Origin of the sequence: Pseudomonas sp. NPDC087342, from assembly GCF_044744265.1 — a bacterium.
GTDB classification, from domain to species: domain Bacteria; phylum Pseudomonadota; class Gammaproteobacteria; order Pseudomonadales; family Pseudomonadaceae; genus Aquipseudomonas; species Aquipseudomonas nunensis.
The window spans coordinates 24,775-45,066 of sequence record NZ_JBIUXZ010000029.1 but is presented as its reverse complement, the minus strand read 5'-3'; the positions used below and the strand labels follow the sequence as shown (position 1 = coordinate 45,066).

The 20,292-nt window shown below is 60.3% G+C and carries 15 protein-coding genes and 1 riboswitch; of the genes, 12 read left to right on the top strand and 3 right to left on the bottom strand.

The features are described from left to right. The first annotated feature begins 29 nt into the window (after positions 1-29). Positions 30-135: riboswitch (TPP riboswitch) on the top strand. Positions 136-308: 173 nt separating this feature from the next. Beyond that, positions 309-2,198 carry a phosphomethylpyrimidine synthase ThiC gene (gene thiC / locus ACIOYV_RS30060; RefSeq protein WP_054053301.1) on the top strand — a complete coding sequence of 630 codons (1,890 nt, stop codon included), beginning with the start codon at positions 309-311 and terminating at the stop codon, positions 2,196-2,198. 169 nt (positions 2,199-2,367) lie between these two features. Further along, positions 2,368-3,660 (top strand): putative hydroxymethylpyrimidine transporter CytX, encoded by a 1,293-nt coding sequence (gene cytX, locus ACIOYV_RS30055; RefSeq protein ID WP_163907976.1) that lies wholly within the window; start codon positions 2,368-2,370, stop codon positions 3,658-3,660. On the opposite strand, the gene ACIOYV_RS30050 is transcribed toward cytX, so the two are convergent. After that, a complete protein-coding gene (locus tag ACIOYV_RS30050) occupies positions 3,629-4,372 on the bottom strand; it encodes an RsiV family protein (RefSeq protein ID WP_054053306.1) in 744 nt (247 codons plus the stop codon). The genes cytX and ACIOYV_RS30050 overlap by 32 nt on opposite strands. Positions 4,373-4,598: 226 nt before the next feature. On the opposite strand from ACIOYV_RS30050, the gene ACIOYV_RS30045 reads away from it, so the two are divergent. The 9 genes from ACIOYV_RS30045 (at position 4,599) to ACIOYV_RS30005 (ending at position 15,089) form a co-directional block, all read left to right on the top strand. Then, positions 4,599-5,216, top strand: a complete 618-nt coding sequence (locus ACIOYV_RS30045) for an NUDIX domain-containing protein (RefSeq protein WP_163907977.1) — start codon at positions 4,599-4,601, stop codon at positions 5,214-5,216. Further along, positions 5,207-5,659 (top strand): DUF1249 domain-containing protein, encoded by a 453-nt coding sequence (locus ACIOYV_RS30040; RefSeq protein WP_054053309.1) that lies wholly within the window; start codon positions 5,207-5,209, stop codon positions 5,657-5,659. The genes ACIOYV_RS30045 and ACIOYV_RS30040 overlap by 10 nt, the downstream gene beginning before the upstream one ends. A gap of 99 nt (positions 5,660-5,758) precedes the next feature. Then, the gene (gene cpdA / locus ACIOYV_RS30035) at positions 5,759-6,574 is read left to right on the top strand and encodes a 3',5'-cyclic-AMP phosphodiesterase (RefSeq protein ID WP_054616408.1); all 816 of its coding nucleotides are present in this window, start codon (positions 5,759-5,761) and stop codon (positions 6,572-6,574) included. Positions 6,575-7,859: 1,285 nt separating this feature from the next. Beyond that, on the top strand, positions 7,860-8,468 hold the full coding sequence (locus ACIOYV_RS30030) for a YqiA/YcfP family alpha/beta fold hydrolase (RefSeq protein ID WP_401329671.1): 609 nt from the start codon (positions 7,860-7,862) through the stop codon (positions 8,466-8,468). A 41-nt stretch (positions 8,469-8,509) separates the two neighbouring features. Beyond that, positions 8,510-10,414 carry a DNA topoisomerase IV subunit B gene (gene parE, locus ACIOYV_RS30025; RefSeq protein ID WP_163907983.1) on the top strand — a complete coding sequence of 635 codons (1,905 nt, stop codon included), beginning with the start codon at positions 8,510-8,512 and terminating at the stop codon, positions 10,412-10,414. Continuing rightward, positions 10,414-11,403 (top strand): esterase-like activity of phytase family protein, encoded by a 990-nt coding sequence (locus ACIOYV_RS30020; RefSeq protein WP_401329669.1) that lies wholly within the window; start codon positions 10,414-10,416, stop codon positions 11,401-11,403. The genes parE and ACIOYV_RS30020 overlap by 1 nt, the downstream gene beginning before the upstream one ends. Beyond that, entirely contained in the window at positions 11,400-11,921 is a 522-nt protein-coding gene (locus ACIOYV_RS30015) for a TIGR02281 family clan AA aspartic protease (protein ID WP_054053322.1), read from the top strand. Before ACIOYV_RS30020 ends, ACIOYV_RS30015 begins: the two co-directional genes overlap by 4 nt. A 10-nt stretch (positions 11,922-11,931) precedes the next feature. Further along, positions 11,932-14,199: a DNA topoisomerase IV subunit A gene (parC, locus tag ACIOYV_RS30010; RefSeq protein WP_163907987.1), complete on the top strand. Its 2,268-nt coding sequence runs from the start codon at positions 11,932-11,934 to the stop codon at positions 14,197-14,199. A 176-nt stretch (positions 14,200-14,375) separates the two neighbouring features. Then, positions 14,376-15,089: a membrane integrity-associated transporter subunit PqiC gene (locus ACIOYV_RS30005; protein ID WP_163907989.1), complete on the top strand. Its 714-nt coding sequence runs from the start codon at positions 14,376-14,378 to the stop codon at positions 15,087-15,089. A 307-nt stretch (positions 15,090-15,396) separates the two neighbouring features. Here the strand turns inward: ACIOYV_RS30005 and ACIOYV_RS30000 are convergent, their stop codons facing one another. After that, a complete protein-coding gene (locus ACIOYV_RS30000) occupies positions 15,397-16,923 on the bottom strand; it encodes an AhpA/YtjB family protein (protein WP_163907991.1) in 1,527 nt (508 codons plus the stop codon). Positions 16,924-17,057: 134 nt separating this feature from the next. Between ACIOYV_RS30000 and serB the strand changes: the two genes are divergently transcribed. Next, positions 17,058-18,272 carry a phosphoserine phosphatase SerB gene (gene serB / locus ACIOYV_RS29995; protein ID WP_054053330.1) on the top strand — a complete coding sequence of 405 codons (1,215 nt, stop codon included), beginning with the start codon at positions 17,058-17,060 and terminating at the stop codon, positions 18,270-18,272. A gap of 163 nt (positions 18,273-18,435) precedes the next feature. Here the strand turns inward: serB and ACIOYV_RS29990 are convergent, their stop codons facing one another. Continuing rightward, positions 18,436-20,220, bottom strand: coding sequence for a molecular chaperone (locus ACIOYV_RS29990; RefSeq protein ID WP_401329663.1), 1,785 nt, complete (start codon positions 20,218-20,220; stop codon positions 18,436-18,438). Positions 20,221-20,292: the final 72 nt, after the last annotated feature.

The following is a 20,292-nucleotide window of genomic DNA, read 5'->3' as shown; positions in this document are numbered from 1 at the left end:
GTTCTTTGCCAGTTGTGTCTAGACTGGCCGGGTTCTTGTCGGGGTGCCTTGCTATGAGGCTGAGATCGAATAATTTCGGATCCCGTTGAACCTGATCAGGTTAGCGCCTGCGTAGGGAACAAGATTTCTCGTCACCCGGCGAGTCCTCTTGTGCTTCGTCCGGGATGTTGTTCGACAATCGACAGTCGACAGCCCTCGAGCACAGAGCACAGCACCAACGGCATTTTCATGGCTGATTGGTCGCGTCCATTCGTTACAGGTTCGCTCCGACAAAAATCCACTGCTGGATGCTGTCTGGAGAGCCCGTGATGACGATAAAACTAAAAAATACGACGAACCTGAGTGATTCGGCCCAAGTCGATCAACAGTCGGTTCAACCGTTTACCCGCTCGCAAAAAATCTATGTCCAGGGTTCCCGCCCGGACATCCTCGTGCCAATGCGCGAAATCAGCCTTGATGTGACCCCGACCGACTTCGGCGGTGAGATCAACGCGCCTGTGGTTGTGTACGACACCTCGGGCCCTTACACCGATCCCAACGTCATCATCGACGTGCGCAAAGGCCTGGCCGATGTGCGTTCGCCGTGGATCGAATCCCGTGGCGACACCGAGCGCCTGCCGGGCCTGAGCTCCAACTTCGGCCAGGAACGCCTCGCTGATGCCGAGCTGACCAAGCTGCGTTTCGCCCACGTGAACAACCCGCGCCGCGCCAAGGCCGGGGCCAACGTCAGCCAGATGCACTATGCCCGCAAAGGCATCATCACCGCCGAGATGGAATACGTTGCCATCCGCGAAAACATGAAGCTCGAAGTGGCCCGCGCCGCCGGGCTGCTGGACCAGCAACACGCCGGTCACAGCTTCGGCGCCAGCGTGCCGAAAATCATCACCCCGGAATTTGTCCGCGACGAAATCGCCCGTGGCCGCGCGATCATTCCGGCCAACATCAACCACACCGAACTGGAACCGATGATCATCGGCCGTAACTTCCTGGTGAAGATCAACGGCAACATCGGCAACAGCGCCCTGGGTTCGTCCATCGAAGAAGAAGTGGCGAAACTGACCTGGGGCATTCGCTGGGGTTCGGACACGGTCATGGACTTGTCCACCGGCAAACACATTCACGAAACCCGCGAGTGGATCATCCGCAACTCGCCGGTGCCGATCGGTACGGTGCCGATTTATCAGGCCCTGGAAAAAGTCGGCGGTGCTGCCGAAGACCTGACTTGGGAGTTGTTCCGCGACACGCTGATCGAGCAGGCCGAGCAGGGCGTCGATTACTTCACCATCCACGCCGGCGTGTTGCTGCGCTACGTGCCCCTGACCGCCAAGCGCGTGACCGGCATCGTGTCTCGTGGCGGTTCGATCATGGCCAAGTGGTGCCTGGCGCATCACAAAGAGAACTTCCTCTACACGCATTTCGAAGACATCTGCGAAATCATGAAGGCCTACGACGTCAGCTTCTCGCTGGGCGATGGCCTGCGTCCGGGCTCGATTGCCGACGCCAACGACGCCGCGCAATTCGGTGAGCTGGAAACCCTCGGCGAGTTGACCAAGATTGCCTGGAAGCACGACGTGCAGTGCATGATCGAAGGCCCCGGCCACGTGCCGATGCAGTTGATCAAAGAGAACATGGACAAGCAGCTTGAGTGCTGCGATGAGGCGCCGTTCTACACCCTCGGCCCGCTGACCACCGACATCGCGCCGGGCTACGACCACATCACTTCCGGCATCGGTGCGGCGATGATCGGTTGGTTCGGTTGCGCCATGCTTTGCTACGTCACGCCGAAGGAACACTTGGGCCTGCCGAACAAGGATGACGTGAAGACCGGGATCATCACCTACAAGATCGCCGCGCACGCCGCTGACCTTGCGAAGGGCCATCCGGGCGCGCAGATTCGTGACAATGCGTTGAGCAAGGCGCGTTTCGAATTCCGTTGGGAAGACCAGTTCAACCTGGGCCTCGACCCGGATACCGCACGCTCGTATCACGATGAAACCCTGCCGAAGGATTCGGCCAAGGTCGCGCACTTCTGCTCCATGTGCGGGCCGAAATTCTGCTCGATGAAAATCACCCAGGAAGTCCGTGAATACGCGGCCAACCAGCGGATCGAAACAGTAGACGCCGAAGTCGCCCAGGGATTGGCGGACCAGGCAGAGCGGTTCAAGCAGGAAGGCAGTCAGCTGTACAAGAAGGTTTGATCTGACCTGAGGTCGGCGGTGCTTGCACCGCCGCTATCGCGAGCAAGCTCGCTCCCACAAGGGATTTGTGAGCGCCGCAAGTCCCCTGTGGGAGCGAGCTTGCTCGCGATGGCGCCAGACCAGACAGCCAAGATCTCAATGACACACTTATCCCTCTGAGATAACACCCTTGAGCATTCAACCCAGCACCTATTCCCCTGACATCGCGGTGCCAAAAGACAAACGTGTCTTCGGCGGCCGCGATCTGTTTTCCCTGTGGTTCTCCCTCGGTATCGGCCTGATGGTTTTGCAGACCGGTGCTTTGCTCGCGCCAGGTTTGGGTCTGTCCGGCTCGTTGCTGGCGATTTTCCTCGGCACCCTGGTTGGCGTTTTGCTGCTGGCTGCCGTCGGCGTGATCGGCAGCGATACCGGCCTGTCGTCGATGGCCGCGCTCAAACTCAGCCTCGGCAAACGTGGCGCAAGCCTGCCGGCGGTGCTGAACCTGCTGCAACTGATCGGTTGGGGCTCGTTTGAAATCATCGTCATGCGTGACGCCGCCAGCCTGCTTGGCGCCAAGGCGTTCAGCGAAGGCAGCCTGCTGTCGAATCCGCTGCTCTGGACCGTATTTTTCGGTGGCTTGGCGACCTTGTTGGCCGTGAGCGGCCCGCTGACTTTCGTACGGCAGATCCTGCGCAAGTGGGGCATCTGGCTGCTGCTGGCCGCGTGCATCTGGCTGACCTGGAACCTGTTCACCAAAGCCGATCTGGCGGCGCTGTGGCACCAGGCCGGTGATGGTTCGATGCCGTTTGCCGTGGGTTTCGACATTGCGATTGCGATGCCGCTGTCCTGGCTGCCGCTGATTGCCGACTACTCGCGTTTCGGCAAGCGTGCGAAAAACGTGTTCGGCGGCACCGCGCTGGGTTTCTTTATCGGTAACTTCTGGCTGATGAGCCTGGGCGTGGCCTACACCCTGGCGTTTGCGCCGAGCGGTGAAGTGAATGCCTTGCTGTTGGCGCTGGCGGGTGCCGGCCTGGGGATTCCGCTGCTGCTGATTCTGCTGGACGAGTCGGAAAACGCCTTTGCCGATATTCACTCGGCGGCGGTGTCGAGCGGGATTCTGTTGCGCTTGAAAGTCGAGCACCTGGCATTGGCCATCGGCGTGATTTGCACACTGATCGCGTGCCTGGCGCCATTGGCCCAGTACCAGAACTTCCTGTTGTTGATCGGTTCGGTGTTTGCGCCGTTGTTCGGCGTGGTGCTGGTGGATCACTTCATCTTGCGCAAACGCAGTGCCCAGGTCGCATCAGCCGCATTGCGCTGGCCAGCGTTGCTCGCCTGGTTGGGCGGGGTGAGCACCTATCATTTGCTGGCTAATCTGTATCCGGATGTCGGCGCAACCCTGCCGTCGCTGGTACTGGCAGGGCTGCTGCAACTGGTGCTCGGTCGAGCCTTCAGTTACGGCCGGGAAACAGCTCGGGCCTGAGAATGCCATTGAGGCGCGGGTAGGGGATCTTCAGTTCGATGTGGCCCAACGCGTAAGGCGCGATGGTGCTCACTTCGTACTTGAGGATCACCCCACCGTAGGTCAGCGCCACGTTCTGGGTTTTCTGGAAATGCCAGGTTTTCAGGAAATCCGCTTCCTGATCAAGCTTGGTGCTGATCAGCCAGCTGTTGTGCGCCACCTGCGCGGCTTTCCAGAACGCTTCTTCCTGACCCGGCAGCAACATATCCGACAGGCTCAGCACTTTATGCTGCTGGCGCGAATAGTTGATAAAGCTGCGGCCCGGTGTGCCATGCGCGCCGCCGGTGTCCAGGTAGCTGGAAAATTCAACGATCACCAAGCCGTCATGCTGCTCACGTACCTTGGCTTGCAAATAGCTGCTGGAACGCGGTGCGGCGGTGCGCAAAAACTGATCGCGATAGGCGGCCAGGGTCGGCGCTGCCGGGGCGTCCGGGGTGCGGGTCAATTGCAGCAGGTTCTTTTCGACGATGCCGTCCAGCTGTGGCTCGTCCGGGAAACGCAGGGTGTCGATGTTCACCAACGGGCAATCAGGCGTGGTGCAACCCGGCTTGAGGATTTCCGAAGCATCGCGGGTGGTTTCCAGCGGCGTCCGGTAGTTGGGTTGGAACAGGCTCTGGCAAGCGCCCAGGGTCAGGGCGATAGCGGCCACGGAGGCGATTTTAAAAAGCGACATGGGCGTCCTTCATAAAACAGGGAAAGGCGAAAAGTTACCGCTTCGACTATCAACGGAGCAGTCAGTTCGCCACTAAGCTAATTAGAGTTGGTTTCGCCCTCACCGTCTATCCCGCTGAAGGTAAAGGGGCTGCATCAAAGGTCGCGGGCGCGTTAGGATGGCGCGAAGTCGAGGTTGCACGTAACAAAAAGGAGCCTCGTAACGGATTGCAGTAGAGAGGATTGTCATGACTGATTTTGCCAACGCCATTCCAACCAACGTTGAGATCGTTCGACGCGAACAGTGCTACGCGGGTTTCTACAAGCTCGATCGCCTGCATTTGCGCCATGAATTATTCGCTGGCGGCATGAGTCGCGAAATCAATCGTGAAGTGTTCGTGCGCCACGATGCGGTGTGCGTGCTGCCTTACGATCCGCAGCGCGACGAAGTGGTGTTGATCGAGCAGTTTCGCGTTGGCGCCATGGGCAAGACGACTAACCCGTGGTTGATCGAATTGGTCGCCGGTCTGATCGATAAAGACGAAGAACCGGAAGAAGTTGCTCACCGCGAAGCGCAGGAGGAAGCTGGGCTTGTGTTCGGGGCGCTTTGGCCGATGACCAAGTATTTCCCGTCCCCGGGCGGCAGTAACGAATTCGTGCATTTGTACCTGGGGCGTTGCGACAGTACTGGAGTAGGGGGGCTGCATGGACTGGCAGAAGAAGCGGAAGATATCCGCGTCACGGTCTGGGCCTTCGAAGATGCCCTGCAGGCCGTACGCGACGGACGAATTGCCAACGCGGCCAGCATCATTGCTTTGCAATGGCTTGCTTTGAACCGCGCTGAAGTGAGGGGGTTATGGTCGTAAACAAGCTGCGCGATCGCTATCGGGTGGACCTCGTGGGGCTGCAAGCCTCCTGCGAGGCGAACTACGCGCGTTTGATGCGACTGCTGCCGGACATGCGCAGCGAGCCCGAGGCACGGCGCATCGCCGTGACCCAGGGTGACCAGATGCTCGGCGTACTGGCCCTGGAAGTGCTGCAAGTCAACCCGTACACCACGACCCTGCAAGTGCGCCAGGAGCACAGCCTGCCATGGCTGCCGGTGCCGCAACTGGAAGTTCAGGTCTACCACGACGCCTGCATGGCCGAGGTGGTCAGCGCCGAACATGCAAGACGCTTCCGTGGCATCTATCCTTACCCGAATGCCGCGATGCATCAGCCGGATGAAAAGGCCCAGCTCAATCTGTTCCTGGGGGAATGGCTGAGTCACTGTCTGGCGTGTGGGCACGAGTACGCAGTCGTTCGATAGATGTGAACTGCGTCCGGTTCATACGTTTCCTCTTTTGACCTTCCCCCAGCATAATTGCGGCCTCTATCCAATTCCGTGATTCAGCCCCGGGAGAACGCCTTGCCGAGCGTATCCACATTGACCACCGCCGATTCGGCGTTGCTGGTGCAAATCTCCGACAGTCACTTGTTCGCCGAGGCGGACGGTACGTTGCTGGGCATGAATACGCGGGACAGCCTGCAAAAGGTCATCGAGCTGGTGCGTCAGCAGCAACCGCAGATCGATCTGATTGTTGCGAGCGGCGATATTTCCCAGGACGGGACGTTGGAGTCGTATCAGCAGTTTCGCAATCTGACCCGACAGCTTGATGCTCCGGCACGCTGGATTCCGGGGAATCACGATGAGCCTATGGTCATGGCCGAGGCGGCGGTGCAAAGCGCGCTGTTGGAGTCGGTGGTGGATCTGGCCAACTGGCGGATTACCTTGCTTGATTCGGCGGTGCCGGGTTCGGTGCCGGGGTATTTGCAGGATGAGCAGTTGCAGTTGTTGGCGCGTTCTTTGAGTGAGGCGCCGGAGCGGCATCATTTGGTGTGCTTCCATCATCATCCGGTGTCGATTGGGTGTGCGTGGATGGAGCCGATCGGGTTGCGTAATCCTGAGGGGTTGTTTGCGGTGTTGGATCGGTTTCCTCAGGTGCGCGCGGTTTTGTGGGGGCATGTGCATCAGGAGTTTGATCAGGATCGTAATGGGGTGCGGTTGATGGCTTCGCCTTCGACGTGTATTCAGTTTGAGCCTGGGAGTGAGGACTTTAAGGTGGGGGAGCAGGCGCCTGGGTATCGGTGGTTGCGGCTTTTGCCTGATGGGGTTCTTGAGACGGGTGTGGAGCGGGTTACCGGGTTTGACTTCACGGTTGATTACGGGTCTGACGGTTATTGATTTCTACTGTGTACATATCCATTTCTGCGGTAACGGCGGCTTAGGGTTTCGCCCTTACGGCGACTCACTTTTTTTTCAAACGCCAAAAAAAAGTAAGCAAAAAAAGGCTCGCCCCGAGCGTCCGGCCCCTCGCTTAGGCTCGGCGTTCCTTCGTTCCGGTGCTCATCTGGGGGCATCGCCTACGGTCGGCTTCGCTTCGACCTCCTCTCGATGTGTGCGGCTTCGCCGCACGGCGCTACGCGCCCACCCCCAGATGAACACCTCCACTCAGCCTCCCGAAGGGGCGGGTAGAGCAAGATCAAGGGCAGGCGAGCTAACGCTCGGCCTTGAGTGGTTAGAAGCGGGGCGGTGTGCGCTGGGCTGCTTCTGCTTCTGTAGGAGCGAGGCTTGCCCGCGAAGGCGTCCTGACAGACGACCCGTTTCTTCCGGCTGTACGCGGTCAAAACTGTGGGAGCTGGCTCGCCTGCGAAGGCGTCCTGCCAGACGACCAATCTCTCCCGAATGCACTCGATCAACTTGTAGGAGCGAGGCTTGCCCGCGAAGGCGTCCCGACAGTCGACCCGTTTCTCCCGGCTGTACTCGGTCAAAACTGTGGGAGCTGGCTCGCCTGCGAAGGCGTCCTGCCAGACGACCAATCTCTCCCGAATGCACTCGATCAACTTGTAGGAGCCAGGCTTGCCCGCGAAGGCGTCCCGACAGTCGACCCATTTCTTCCGGCTGTACTCGGTCAAAACTGTGGGAGTTGGCTCGCCTGCGAAGGCGTCCTGCCAGACGACCAATCTCTCCCGAATGCACTCGATCAACTTGTAGGAGCGAGGCTTGCCCGCGAAGGCGTCCTGCCAGACGACCAATCCCTCCCGAATGTACCCGGTCAAACTGTAGGAGCCAGGCTTGCCCGCGAAGGCGTCCTGCCAGACGACCAATCTCTCCCGAATGCACTCGATCAACTTGTAAGAGCGAGGCTTGCCCGCGAAGGCGTCCCGACAGACGACCCGTTTCTTCCGGCTGTACTCGGTCAAAACTGTGGGAGCTGGCTTGCCTGCGAAAGCGTCCTGCCAGCCTACCAATCTCTCCCGAATGCACTCGATCAACTTGTAGGAGCGAGGCTTGCCTGCGAAGGCGTCCCGACAGACGACCCATTTCTTCCGGCTGTACGCGGTCAAAACTGTGGGAGCGAGCTTGCTCGCGATGACGCCCGTCCGGACAACCTGATTCCTGCCTATATCCCCGATCCCCCCGTCTCCCTGTAAACTGCGCCTCTTTACCCGACGCTCAGGGAGTTCTAATGTCCGGTTCGATCCTTTATATCCACGGTTTCAACAGTGCGCCTTCGTCAAAAAAGGCGACTCAGTTGATGGCAGTGATGGAGCGTCTGGGCTTGAGCGATCAGTTGCGGGTTCCGGCGTTGCACCACCACCCGCGCGAGGCCATCGGTCAGTTGAATCGGGCGATTGAGGAGCTGGGGCGGCCGCTGCTGGTCGGCAGCTCACTCGGCGGCTACTATGCGACTCACCTGGCCGAGCAGCATGGCCTCAAGGCCCTGTTGATCAACCCGGCCGTCAGTCCGCACCGGATGTTCGACGGGTATCTGGGGACGCAGAAAAACCTGTATACCGATGAAGCCTGGGAATTGACCCACGACCATGTGACGGCCCTGGTCGAGCTGGAAGTGCCGGCGCCCCAGGATCCGCAGCGGTATCAGGTGTGGTTGCAGACCGGCGACGAAACGCTGGACTACCGCCTCGCCCAGCAGTATTACCGAGCCTGTGCCTTGCGCATCCAGGCCGGCGGCGACCATAGTTTTCAGGGCTTTGCCGGGCAATTGCCGGCAATGCTGAGTTTTGCCGGCATCGGCGCAGATTTGTATCAGGCGATTGATTTCACAGCACTGTGAACCCTCGCCCTTATTTCACAGAACATTGACGACGAGACCCCATGGCCACTCCCAGCGCTAGCTCTTATAACGCAGACGCCATCGAAGTCCTCTCGGGCCTCGACCCGGTGCGCAAACGCCCCGGCATGTACACCGACACCAGTCGGCCGAACCACCTCGCCCAGGAAGTCATCGACAACAGCGTCGACGAAGCCTTGGCCGGGCACGCGACGTCGGTGCAGGTCATCCTGCACGCCGATCACTCCCTGGAAGTCAGCGATGACGGCCGTGGCATGCCGGTGGACATTCACCCGGAAGAGGGCGTGTCGGGCGTCGAGCTGATCCTCACCAAGCTGCATGCGGGTGGCAAGTTTTCCAACAAGAACTACCAGTTCTCCGGCGGTCTGCACGGAGTGGGTATTTCCGTGGTTAACGCCTTGTCGAACGAAGTCCGGGTGCGCGTCAAGCGTGACGGCAACGAATACCAGATGACCTTCGCCGACGGTTACAAGAAAACCGAGCTGGAAGTCATCGGGACCGTCGGCAAGCGCAACACCGGCACCAGCGTGTTCTTCGCGCCTGACCCGAAATACTTCGATTCACCTAAATTCTCCATCAGCCGCCTCAAGCATGTGCTCAAGGCCAAGGCCGTGCTGTGCCCGGGGCTGCTGGTCAGTTTTGAAGACAAGGCCACCGGCGAAAAAGTCGAATGGCATTACGAAGACGGCCTGCGTTCCTACCTCGTAGACGCGGTCAACGGCTTCGAACGCCTGCCGGACGAGCCGTTCTGCGGCAGCCTGGCCGGTAATAAAGAAGCGGTGGATTGGGCGCTGCTGTGGCTGCCGGAAGGTGGCGACAGCGTGCAGGAAAGCTACGTCAACCTGATCCCGACGGCCCAGGGCGGCACCCACGTCAACGGTTTGCGTCAGGGTTTGCTCGATGCCATGCGCGAGTTCTGCGAATTCCGCAGCCTGTTGCCGCGCGGCGTGAAGCTGGCGCCGGAAGACGTCTGGGAACGTATTGCCTTCGTCCTGTCGATGAAGATGCAGGAGCCACAATTCTCCGGCCAGACCAAGGAACGCCTGTCGTCCCGTGAAGCGGCGGCCTTCGTTTCCGGGGTGGTCAAGGATGCGTTCAGCCTGTGGCTCAACGCCAACCCGGAAACCGGCATGCTGCTGGCGGAGCTGGCGATCAACAACGCTGGCCGTCGTCTGAAGGCCAGCAAGAAAGTCGAGCGCAAGCGCGTCACAGCAGGGCCGGCGCTGCCGGGCAAACTCGCTGACTGCGCCGGGCAGGACCCGATGCGTTCCGAGCTGTTCCTGGTGGAAGGTGATTCCGCCGGCGGTTCGGCCAAGCAGGCGCGGGACAAAGAGTTTCAAGCGATCTTGCCGTTGCGCGGCAAGATCCTCAACACCTGGGAAGTCGACGGCAGTGAAGTGCTGGCCAGCCAGGAAGTGCACAACATCGCCGTGGCCATCGGGGTCGATCCAGGCTCGACGGACATCGCCCAACTGCGCTACGGCAAGATCTGCATCCTCGCCGACGCCGACTCCGACGGTCTGCACATCGCAACCTTGCTCTGCGCGTTGTTCGTCCAGCATTTCCGCCCGTTGGTGGATGCCGGTCACGTCTACGTCGCGATGCCGCCGCTGTACCGTATCGACCTGGGCAAAGAGATTTACTACGCCCTCGACGAAGCCGAGCGCGATGGCATCCTCGATCGCCTGGTGGCCGAGAAGAAACGCGGCAAGCCGCAGGTCACGCGATTCAAAGGCCTGGGTGAAATGAACCCGCCGCAGTTGCGCGAAACCACCATGGACCCGAACACGCGGCGCCTGGTGCAGTTGACGCTGGACGATTTCGAAGCGACCTCGGAAATGATGGACATGCTGCTGGCGAAGAAACGCGCCGGTGATCGTAAATCCTGGCTGGAGTCCAAGGGCAACCTGGCCGAGGTTCTGGGCTGATGCGCTTTGGCTTTGCCATGGCGTGTGCGTTGCTGCTGACCTCGTTAACGGTGTCTGCCGAGCCGGCGCCAGAGCTGCGCGTGGTGTCCGAGCATGCCGTCGATGGCATGCGCGGCGGCAACCTGTCGGGGCTGGCCCAGTGCGGCAAGGACCTGTGGACGGTTTCCGATCGCGACGATGATCAAATCTACCGTCTCGACACGACCGCCAGCACCTGGCAAGCCGAAGTGGTGCGCATCGACGTACCTCCCGTGCCGGACACCGGTTTGCCCTGGGGTTTGCGTTCGCGGACCTGGGCGGCTTCTTTCGTGCGCGGCGGCGACCTGGATTTCGAAGGCATCACCTGCGACAGCGCCGGCAATCGCTACATCGTCAGCGAAGGCCATGCGGCCGTCCTGCAAGTACCGCCAACGGGCCCGGCAAACTGGCTGAAAATCTCGCCCATGATGGTTCGCGAAGCGCGGGCCAGGGGCATGCTGCTGCAATTCAACGCAATATTCGAAGGCCTGGCGATCAACCCTGCAGGCGATCAGATGTGGCTCGCCGCAGAGCGTCAAAGCCGAGGTTTGTTGCTGATCAAACGCCAACAGACGGTCTGGGATTGCGACGGTCGCTGTGTGCTATTGAGCGAAGCCGGCAAGGAAATGCAGCCACCACAATTTCCTCACGCGAAAGCGGTCAACCGGGATTTTTCCGACTTGTCATTGTTCGAGGGCAAGCTGTTTACCCTTGAGCGCAACGCCTTTCAGATCTGTCGTCGCGACCCGCAGACCGCCAAGGTCGAGCGCTGCTGGTCGTATGCCGCCGAGCTATTACAGAAAAACCGGCGTTATGCGCAGAACTACGGCTTGGAAGAGGCATTGATCATCGACGCCGACGGTGCGTGGATGGGGGTCGACAATAACTTCGGTCCCCGCGCCGACGGCGAGGTTCGCCCGATTGTCTGGCGCTTCGCGGCGCCTGAAGGTGGCTGGAGCGCCAAGCCATGAGCCAGCAAACGCCGGGCAAACGCGCCGGTCGGGTGTTTATGGTGTTGGCCTGGTGCGCGGCGTTGTTTCTGGCAACGCGGTTTTTCGGGCAGTTGGAAGAGCGTCAGCAAAATCCCAACGTGGTGGTCACGTCGGAGCAGGGCGAAGGTTTTATCGAAGTGAAACTGGTGGGCAACACCCAGGGGCATTTCGTCGCCAGCGGCCAGATCAACGGCCAGCCGGTGAATTTCATGCTCGATACCGGGGCGACCGATGTGGCGATCCCGGCAGAAATGGCCGAACGGCTGAAACTTGAACAAGGCTTCGGGGTGACCCTGAGCACTGCAAATGGTCGCACCGAGGGTTATCGAACCCGCGTTGACCGGCTGCAACTGGGCGACATTGTGCTGCGTGATGTGCGCGCCATCGTCGTGCCAGGCCTGGATGGCAATCAAGTGCTGCTCGGTATGAGCGCACTGAACAAACTTGAATTTACCCAGCGCGGTGGCACCATGCTGCTGCGCCAGACAACGAAATGATGAGGCCCGCATGAGCGACTCCCTTGATCTCAGCCTGGACGGTGTAGAACGCCGGTCACTGGCTGACTTCACCGAAAATGCCTACCTCAACTACTCCATGTACGTGATCATGGACCGTGCCTTGCCGCATATCGGCGACGGCCTGAAACCGGTACAGCGGCGCATCATCTATGCGATGAGCGAGTTGGGGCTGGACGCCGATTCCAAGCACAAGAAATCGGCGCGTACCGTCGGTGACGTGCTCGGTAAATTCCACCCGCACGGCGATTCGGCCTGCTACGAAGCCATGGTCCTGATGGCCCAGCCGTTCAGCTACCGCTACACGCTGGTGGACGGCCAGGGTAACTGGGGTGCGCCGGATGATCCCAAGTCCTTCGCCGCCATGCGTTACACCGAGGCGCGGCTGTCGCGTTATTCCGAAGTGCTGCTCAGCGAACTGGGCCAGGGCACTGCGGACTGGGGCCCGAACTTCGACGGCACCCTCGACGAACCGCTGGTGTTGCCGGCACGTTTGCCGAACATCCTGCTCAACGGCACCACGGGTATCGCCGTGGGCATGGCCACCGACGTGCCGCCGCACAACCTGCGCGAAGTCGCGACGGCGTGCGTGCGTTTGCTCGATGAGCCGAAAGCCACGGTCGAACAGCTCTGTGAACACATCCAGGGCCCGGATTACCCGACCGAAGCGGAAATCATCACGCCCCGCGCCGACCTGCTGAAAATGTACGAAACCGGCAAGGGCTCGGTGCGTATGCGCGCCGTTTACCACATCGAAGACGGCGACATCATCGTCACCGCGCTGCCGCATCAGGTTTCGGGTGCCAAGGTGCTGGAACAGATCGCCGCGATGATGCAGGCCAAGCCTTCCAAGGCTCCGCAGATCGCTGACCTGCGTGACGAGTCCGACCACGAAAACCCGTGCCGGATCGTGATCATTCCCGGCGCGCGCAAAAACTTCGACCACGATGCGTTGATGCAGCACCTGTTCGCCAGCACCGAGCTGGAGTCGAGCTATCGGGTCAACATCAACATCATCGGCCTCGACGGCAAGCCGCAGCTGAAAAACCTGCGGGCATTGCTGGTCGAGTGGCTGGAATTCCGGGTGCAGACCGTGCGTCGTCGCCTGCAATTCCGCCTCGACAAAGTTGAGCGTCGCCTGCACCTGTTGGACGGTTTGTTGATCGCTTACCTCAACCTGGATGAAGTGATCCACATCATCCGCACCGAGGAACACCCGAAAGCCGCACTGATCGCGCGTTTCGCCCTGAGCGAAATCCAGGCCGACTACATTCTCGACACCCGTTTGCGTCAATTGGCGCGACTGGAAGAAATGAAGCTGCGTGCCGAGCAGGATGAACTGCTCAAGGAACAAGCCAAGCTGCAAGCCTTGCTGGGCAGCGAAGCCAAGCTGAAAAAACTGGTGCGCACCGAGCTGATCAAGGACGCCGAAACCTATGGCGACGACCGCCGCTCGCCAATCGTCGAGCGCACCGAAGCCAAAGCCCTGACCGAGCACGATCTGCTGCCAAACGAGAAAGTGACGGTCGTGCTGTCGGAAAAAGGCTGGGTTCGCTCGGCCAAGGGCCATGAAATCGACGCCACCGGCCTTTCTTACAAGGCCGGGGACGGATTCAAGGCGTTGGCGCCGGGTCGTTCCAACCAGTTTGCGGTGTTTATCGACTCCACCGGTCGCAGTTATTCGGTGGCTTCCCACACGCTGCCATCGGCCCGTGGCCAAGGCGAACCGTTGACCGGTCGCCTGACCCCGCCGCCAGGGGCGACGTTTGAATGCGTGCTGATGCCCGAAGACGATTCGCTGTACGTGATCGCCTCCGACGCCGGTTACGGTTTCGTGGTGAAAGGCGAAGACTTCCAGGCCAAGAACAAGGCCGGTAAAGCGCTGCTGAGTTTGCCGAACAATTCGAAAGTCATTCTTCCGCGCCCGGTCACTGATCGCGAGAACAATTGGCTGGCCTCGGTCACGACCGAAGGTCGCCTGCTGATCTTCAAAATCAGCGACCTGCCACAATTAGGTAAAGGTAAAGGCAATAAGATCATCGGTATTTCCGGTGAGCGGGTTGCCAGTCGCGAAGAATATGTCACGGACATCGCCGTGCTGCCGGATGGCGCCACCTTGGTGCTACAGGCCGGAAAACGTACCTTGTCACTGAAGGCGGACGACCTCGAACACTACAAAGGTGAGCGTGGGCGTCGTGGTAATAAACTGCCACGTGGCTTCCAGAGGGTAGATGCGCTGCTCGTCGAAAACCTCAATTAAGCGTCCTAGAGCGCTCGATCTACGATTTAACGCGTAGATCGACGCTTTGCCGCTGGAGTCGGAACGCATATTCACGGATGATATGGCCTTTCAAGCGCCGGCGTGGCCGAGCGTTCTTCATATTTATTGAGTATTTTCACTGTGGTTAGCCTTGTGGCAACCACCTGGATGGGACGATGACTGCTCTGCGCCTTCCTTTTATTTTGATGCTCGCTGGCGTTCTTGGCCTGGCGGGTTGCAGCGTTCACCAACCGGTGTCGCTGTATCAACTGGACAGCGGAAGTCCGGTTCAGCCTGCGCAAAGCGCTGGCATGGCCGTATTGCTGGGCCCGGTAACGATTGCCGACTACCTGCAACGCGAAACCCTGCTGCAACGTCAGCCGGATGGCAGCCTCCAGGCGTCGGAAGATGGTCGTTGGGCGGGTAGCCTGTCTTCGGACATTGATCAGCTGCTGCTGCGTCAGGTTGCCGGTCATCTGGACAGCCAGCGCGTCGTGCTGGCACCGGCAACATTGGGGTTTACCCCGGATGTGCAGGTGCTGCTGACGATTACTCGCCTGGACTCGGGTGAGTCGCAACCGGCGATCCTGGATGCGCAATGGCGTCTGATCGACCGTCGCGGCCAGGTTCGCGATAACCGCATCATTCACCTGCAAGAGCAACACGCGGGCGGAACAGCGGCTCAGGTTCAGGCCCAGGGTGTGTTGTTGCAGCGTTTGGCCGAGCAATTGTCCGTGGCGCTGAAGCCACTGGCCAACCAGCCACCGATTGCTGAAGCCCCGCGTAAACCCGCGCCCAAGCCAGTCGCGCCAGCAGCGGAGCAGGACAAGCAGCCGAAGATCCCGATGGCTTCGCCGATTCGTACCGATATGGAAGTGTTCAGGTTCTAAAGCCTTGATGGATTCAACACAAAGCCTGCAGCGATGCGGGCTTTGTTGTTTCTGTGGGTTGGGAATCTACGGTGTTGCTGGCGGCCTCTTCGCTGTAGCAGCTGTCGAGCCTGCGAGGCTGCGTTCGAGGACGAAGTCCTCGCCAATGGTCTATACGGTTTACAACGTCACTTCGCACGCTGGCTGATCTGCGACTGCTGCGCAGCCGAACGCAGCCTCGCAGGCTCGGCAGCTGCTACAAGATTCGGGTGGCAATAAAAAACCCGCAGACAATCACTCGTCTGCGGGTTTTTTCACTACAGGGCGGTTACGCCCGGCGTTCGTGCATCCGCGCCAGTTGCCGTTCCAGCATCGATGGATAAGGCTCCATCAACCGCTCTACACAGCAAGCGCCTTCAGGGCTGGCGATCGGCCGGATCCGCGCACGCTGGCGGATCAGGGCGTCGTCGCCGATCTTGCGCTCCACCAGCAGCAGGTTGCGGCTGTGTTGCGACAGGGCCAGGGCGTCCTGAGCCGACTCGGTCAGCAGCAAGTCGATCTGACTCAGACCGAACAACTCGTCGCCCAGCGTCAGGCCCAGCTGCAATTGCAGGGTGATGCCGCTGTCAGCGACTTCGATCTGCAACTGATGGCCCAAGGCGCGCAGCAACTCACCGCAGCAGATGGCGTTGGTCAGGTAGTCGTCGCCGCTGTCTTCGGTGTGGAACAGCATCAGCGTGCTGCCATCATTCAGAGTGTGTAATTCGCTCTGATACAGCGAAGCAGCCTGATCAAGGCAGTCACGATAACGCTTGAGCAGTTCCTCAAGGCGCGTGCGCGGCAGGCGACGCAGTTGATCCTGGGCGCCCAGTTGCACGGCGAGTACCGCGCTGTGCTGCGGCACGTTCGAGATCACCGGTTTGGCCAGCGTTATCGGCGCGTGGTCTGCCGACTCATCGCGCAAATCAGCGAACGCGTCATCATCGTCATCGTCTTCGACGGTGCTGACAATGCGCTTCGGCGCAGGCTTGAGGCCGGCAACCGGTTTGCTCTCGTCAAAGCTCGGGTCCCGCAGATTACGCACTTCGAAGGCCGGATCAGCCTCTTCATCGTAATCGGCGTCGTCGAACTCAGGCTCCGGGACCGGCTCAGGCTCGGCCGGTTCCGGGGCGAAGTTGGCGTGCAGTTGGCGCGCCAGGTCGCCGATCTCATCCTGACGCTCGGTGGCCGGGGTGTATTCGTCGATATTGCGCAGCCACACCCGCAATTGCATCAGCGGCGTGGAGATGTGCCGGCCCAGGCGCAGGCTCAAGGCCAGGGACAACGCGAGCAGAATTGCACTCAGGATGCCCATGCTTTGCAGGCTGATGGTCATCGGCTGCTGGAACTGATCCATGTCCAGGCTGATGCGCAGTTGCCCGGCGGTCACGTCCTGGAAAGTGATCTTGCTCTCGTACATGCCCTCGGCTTCGCCCAACAGGCTGTGCTTGGGACGCTGACCGGACTCGGCGAGGATGCGGTTATCCACGCTATAGATGGCGGCGTGGGCCACCAACTTGTTTTTGGTCAGGTTGTTGAGCAGCACATTGAGGCTGAGGATGTCGTTGGACACCAACAGCTCGGTGGCCGAGGTGGCGGTCTGCGTGGTCAGGCTTTCGCCCAGCGCATCGGCCTGCTCGTGCATGGCCTGCTTGAACTGCAAACCCATCACACAGGCATAGATAACCAGGGCCAGAGCGACCAGGATCACGTTATGGCTGGCAATGCGTAATGCGATCGGTACACGGCGGTGGCGCAGTGCCCGGAAGATCAGCAGGAAGAAGTTATCGGTTTTTACTGGCGTGGGCCGGTTCACTGAGCTCGGCTCTTTTGTCCGTGAAGTTGACGCGCAGTATAGCGACAGGCCCTAGACCGGCAAAGCGCTGACGGTGCCCGATGGTCACTGAAAGTGGGTAGAATGCGGTTTTTTTCCACCTGCGGGGGTGCGCCTTGCGCGAAATCGTCCTGATAAACATCACGGGAGTCGACCGACCGGGTCTGACTGCGGCCATTACCGGCGTTCTGGCCCAGGGTGGTGTGAACATTCTCGACATTGGTCAGGCGGTGATCCACGACACCCTGTCGTTCGGCATCCTGGTTGAAATTCCTGACACTGAGCAAGGCAAGTCGGTGCTCAAGGACATCCTGTTCAAGGGCTATGAACTTGATCAGCAGGTACGTTTCACGCCGGTATCCGAAGAGGATTACCAGCAGTGGGTCGGCAATCAGGGGAAAAAGCGCCACATCGTCACCCTGTTGACCCGCAAAGTGACCGCCGGGCAATTGCAGGCTGTGAGCTCGATCACCGCCAAATACGGGCTGAACATCGACCATATCGATCGTTTGTCCGGGCGTATGCCGCTGGACACCCCGGCCGACAAGGGCAAGGGCTGCATCGAGTTTTCGGTGCGTGGCGAGGCGGCTGATCCGCAGGCCCTGCGCGCCGAATTCCTCAGCGTGGCCCAGGAACTGAACGTCGACATCGCCTTCCAGGAAGATTCGCTGTTCCGTCGCAACCGCCGTCTGGCGGTATTCGACATGGACTCGACGCTGATCGAAGCCGAAGTCATCGACGAACTGGCCAAGGCAGCGGGTGTGGGTGATCAGGTGTCCGAAATCACCGAGCGGGCGATGGCCGGCGAGCTGGACTTCCGCGCCAGCTTCAAGGAACGCCTGGCGTTGCTCAAAGGGCTGGACGTCAGCGTGCTGGATTCGATCGGCGCGTCGTTGCGACTGACCGAAGGCGCCGAAACCTTGTTCGCCGAACTCAAGCGTTTGGGCTACAAGACCGCGATCCTGTCTGGCGGCTTCACCTACTTCGCCAAGCAATTGCAGGCGAAACTGGGCATCGACTACGTGTTTGCCAACGAACTGGAAGTGGTGGACGGCAAGGTCACGGGCGTGGCGGTCGAGCCGATTGTCGACGCCCAGCGCAAAGCGGATCTGCTGAAAGAGCTGGCGCACAAGGAAGGTTTGCGTCTGGAGCAGACCATCGCGGTCGGCGACGGCGCCAACGACTTGCCGATGCTGGCGATTGCCGGGCTGGGCGTGGCGTTTCGGGCCAAGCCATTGGTCAAGCAGTCGGCAAAACAGGCGATCTCCACCCTTGGGCTGGATGGCGTCCTGTATTTGCTGGGCTTCCGGGATCGTGACGGACAGCTCTGAGTTCTTGGTTGCCTGAGCGGGCCTCTGTGGCGAGGGGGCTTGCCCCCGTTGGGTCGCGAAGCGGCCCCCTGCATCCTTTCAGGCACACCGAGTTATCCGGGTTGACGACTGCTGCGCAGCCGAACGGGGGCAAGCCCCCTCGCCACAGATGTTTTGGCAAGGCTCACAACGACTTCCACAACGAATCAAAATCCTCTTCTGCCCCGATCACGCCGCTTCCCGCGGCGTTTTCGTTTTTACTCGCCTCCAGTGAGCGGTAAGCAAACTGGTTAAAGCTGTTGGTGCTCGACACCCGTCGATCCAGCCCGGCGCGGCGTTCCTGGCCATTGGTGTTGATCAGCACCTTGTTGCCCTCCTGGAACGGCAGGCGCGGGGCGAGCAGGGTGGCGGGCAAGTCAATCGCGCTGATCGCCGGCAGTAACAAGCCGCGCAGATACTGACTGTGATCGTCCCGCGTGCGCACCAGTTGCAAGCCGCAAGGTTCGGCATATGGCGCAACCTGTTCGATCCCCATCTGCGTTCCGCCGCCACGCACCTGACGAATCCAGCGCACCACGGCGATGCTCCAGCCCTGGCCCGCCGCATCTTCGATGCCAACCATTTCGCCAGCCTGTAGCTCGGCGGGCACGGCGCCGGGCCATGCCAGGCAATAGCCGCCAGGGCTGTGATTGATGATCGGCAGGGCGTAGGTCGGGAAACTCTGATTACGGTCGGCGGCCTCGTGGCTGTCATCGTTCTGCAGGGTCGGGTATTCGATTTCTTCGTAAGGTAGCAGCGCGTCGCTGGTGCCATTGGGCGCGGCGTCGAAGGCCTGGCTCCAATTGTCTTTGCCGCCACCGACCGGGGACATCGCAGAAAACTGCGCCAGTCGTCCAGCGGGGTTTTTCAGGATGTCGCTGAACGATCGCTGCCCACCCAGATAAAAGTGCAATGCGCTCATGCCCACGCACAGAGTAAGGGTGCCCTGGCCAGGAGTGCGCTGGAAACTGCGCTCGGCGGCCTGACCCCAGGCCGCGTGCAAGTGTTGCAAGGTGTCCAGGGTCAGCCCGGCCGGTATGGACAACGCGTTGTCGTCCGGATTGAGCAAGCGAGCCTCGATCGCCGCCACCAGCGGTTGCGGATCGATCCCAAGCAGAGTTGCCTGCTGTTCAGCGCGGAACTTGGACCGATAGCGCGGCCCGGTGTCAATGTCCGGCGCGACGGCAAATAATTCATTGCCGGGTTTGCCGGGTTGCAACTTGATCCATTTGCTCCAGGGTTCCAGCACTTCGGCGAGCCGGGCGATGTGGTTCTGGCGCAGTTGATTGCAGCGGGAGGCGCCCAACAGCAGCGCGGCGACGTAGGTCTGTTCGATGCTCAGGTCTTGGGTCTGGCTGGCCAGTTGATCGCGCACGCTGAGGTTTTGTAGCCGATGTTCGCAGGCGATGCGATACAGCTGATGCAGCTCCAGCCACACGCCTTCCGGCACCGGGCAATAGAGCTGGGTGGCGCGGACCAACGGGCCGTTCAGGCAATGGATCGCCCGCTGCAACGCTTGGGTGAGCAGCGGCGCGCGATCCTTGGTAAAGCGTGGGGCGATGCGCAGAACGATTTGTTTATAGCCAATCGCCAAATGGCTTTGCAGCGCCTGGCAAAGGTTGGCGATCTTGCGCGAACGTTCGTCGAGGACAATCGCCTGATGCAGGAAATGCCGCTCCAGGTGCTTGCAGACGTAATACACCTCGGGCCGCAGCAGCTCGAGCAGTTGCAGGCGATTCTCGCTGGGGGTCAGCAGTTGGTTGAGTTCGCTCAAGCCTTGATACAACTGGCGAGCGGTTTCGCCGATATTGGCTTTGGGCAGGTTGGCGATCCAGCGCTTGAGGTCGCGCGGGGTGGGTTCGCAGAATGACAGGCGCAAGCCAACCGGGATCGGCGCGCGCAGCAACAGTGGGGGGCTGGTCTCATTCATGCCGTGGAAAAACTCCAACCGGGAAATGGGCAGTGAATGACCTGACTGTAGCAGTTATGGCAGTGAGAGGTA

What these genes read in the sequence shown, in the direction of transcription:
- ACIOYV_RS30015 (WP_054053322.1), top strand. Translation starts at nt 11,400, where the DNA reads ATGAGCCAGCAAACGCCGGGCAAACGCGCCGGTCGGGTGTTTATGGTG.
- thiC (WP_054053301.1), top strand. Translation starts at nt 309, where the DNA reads ATGACGATAAAACTAAAAAATACGACGAACCTGAGTGATTCGGCCCAA.
- parC (WP_163907987.1), top strand. Translation starts at nt 11,932, where the DNA reads ATGAGCGACTCCCTTGATCTCAGCCTGGACGGTGTAGAACGCCGGTCA.
- ACIOYV_RS29990 (WP_401329663.1), bottom strand. Translation starts at nt 20,220, where the DNA reads ATGAATGAGACCAGCCCCCCACTGTTGCTGCGCGCGCCGATCCCGGTT.
- ACIOYV_RS30045 (WP_163907977.1), top strand. Translation starts at nt 4,599, where the DNA reads ATGACTGATTTTGCCAACGCCATTCCAACCAACGTTGAGATCGTTCGA.
- ACIOYV_RS30040 (WP_054053309.1), top strand. Translation starts at nt 5,207, where the DNA reads ATGGTCGTAAACAAGCTGCGCGATCGCTATCGGGTGGACCTCGTGGGG.
- ACIOYV_RS30050 (WP_054053306.1), bottom strand. Translation starts at nt 4,372, where the DNA reads ATGTCGCTTTTTAAAATCGCCTCCGTGGCCGCTATCGCCCTGACCCTG.
- ACIOYV_RS30020 (WP_401329669.1), top strand. Translation starts at nt 10,414, where the DNA reads ATGCGCTTTGGCTTTGCCATGGCGTGTGCGTTGCTGCTGACCTCGTTA.
- ACIOYV_RS30030 (WP_401329671.1), top strand. Translation starts at nt 7,860, where the DNA reads ATGTCCGGTTCGATCCTTTATATCCACGGTTTCAACAGTGCGCCTTCG.
- ACIOYV_RS30005 (WP_163907989.1), top strand. Translation starts at nt 14,376, where the DNA reads ATGACTGCTCTGCGCCTTCCTTTTATTTTGATGCTCGCTGGCGTTCTT.
- parE (WP_163907983.1), top strand. Translation starts at nt 8,510, where the DNA reads ATGGCCACTCCCAGCGCTAGCTCTTATAACGCAGACGCCATCGAAGTC.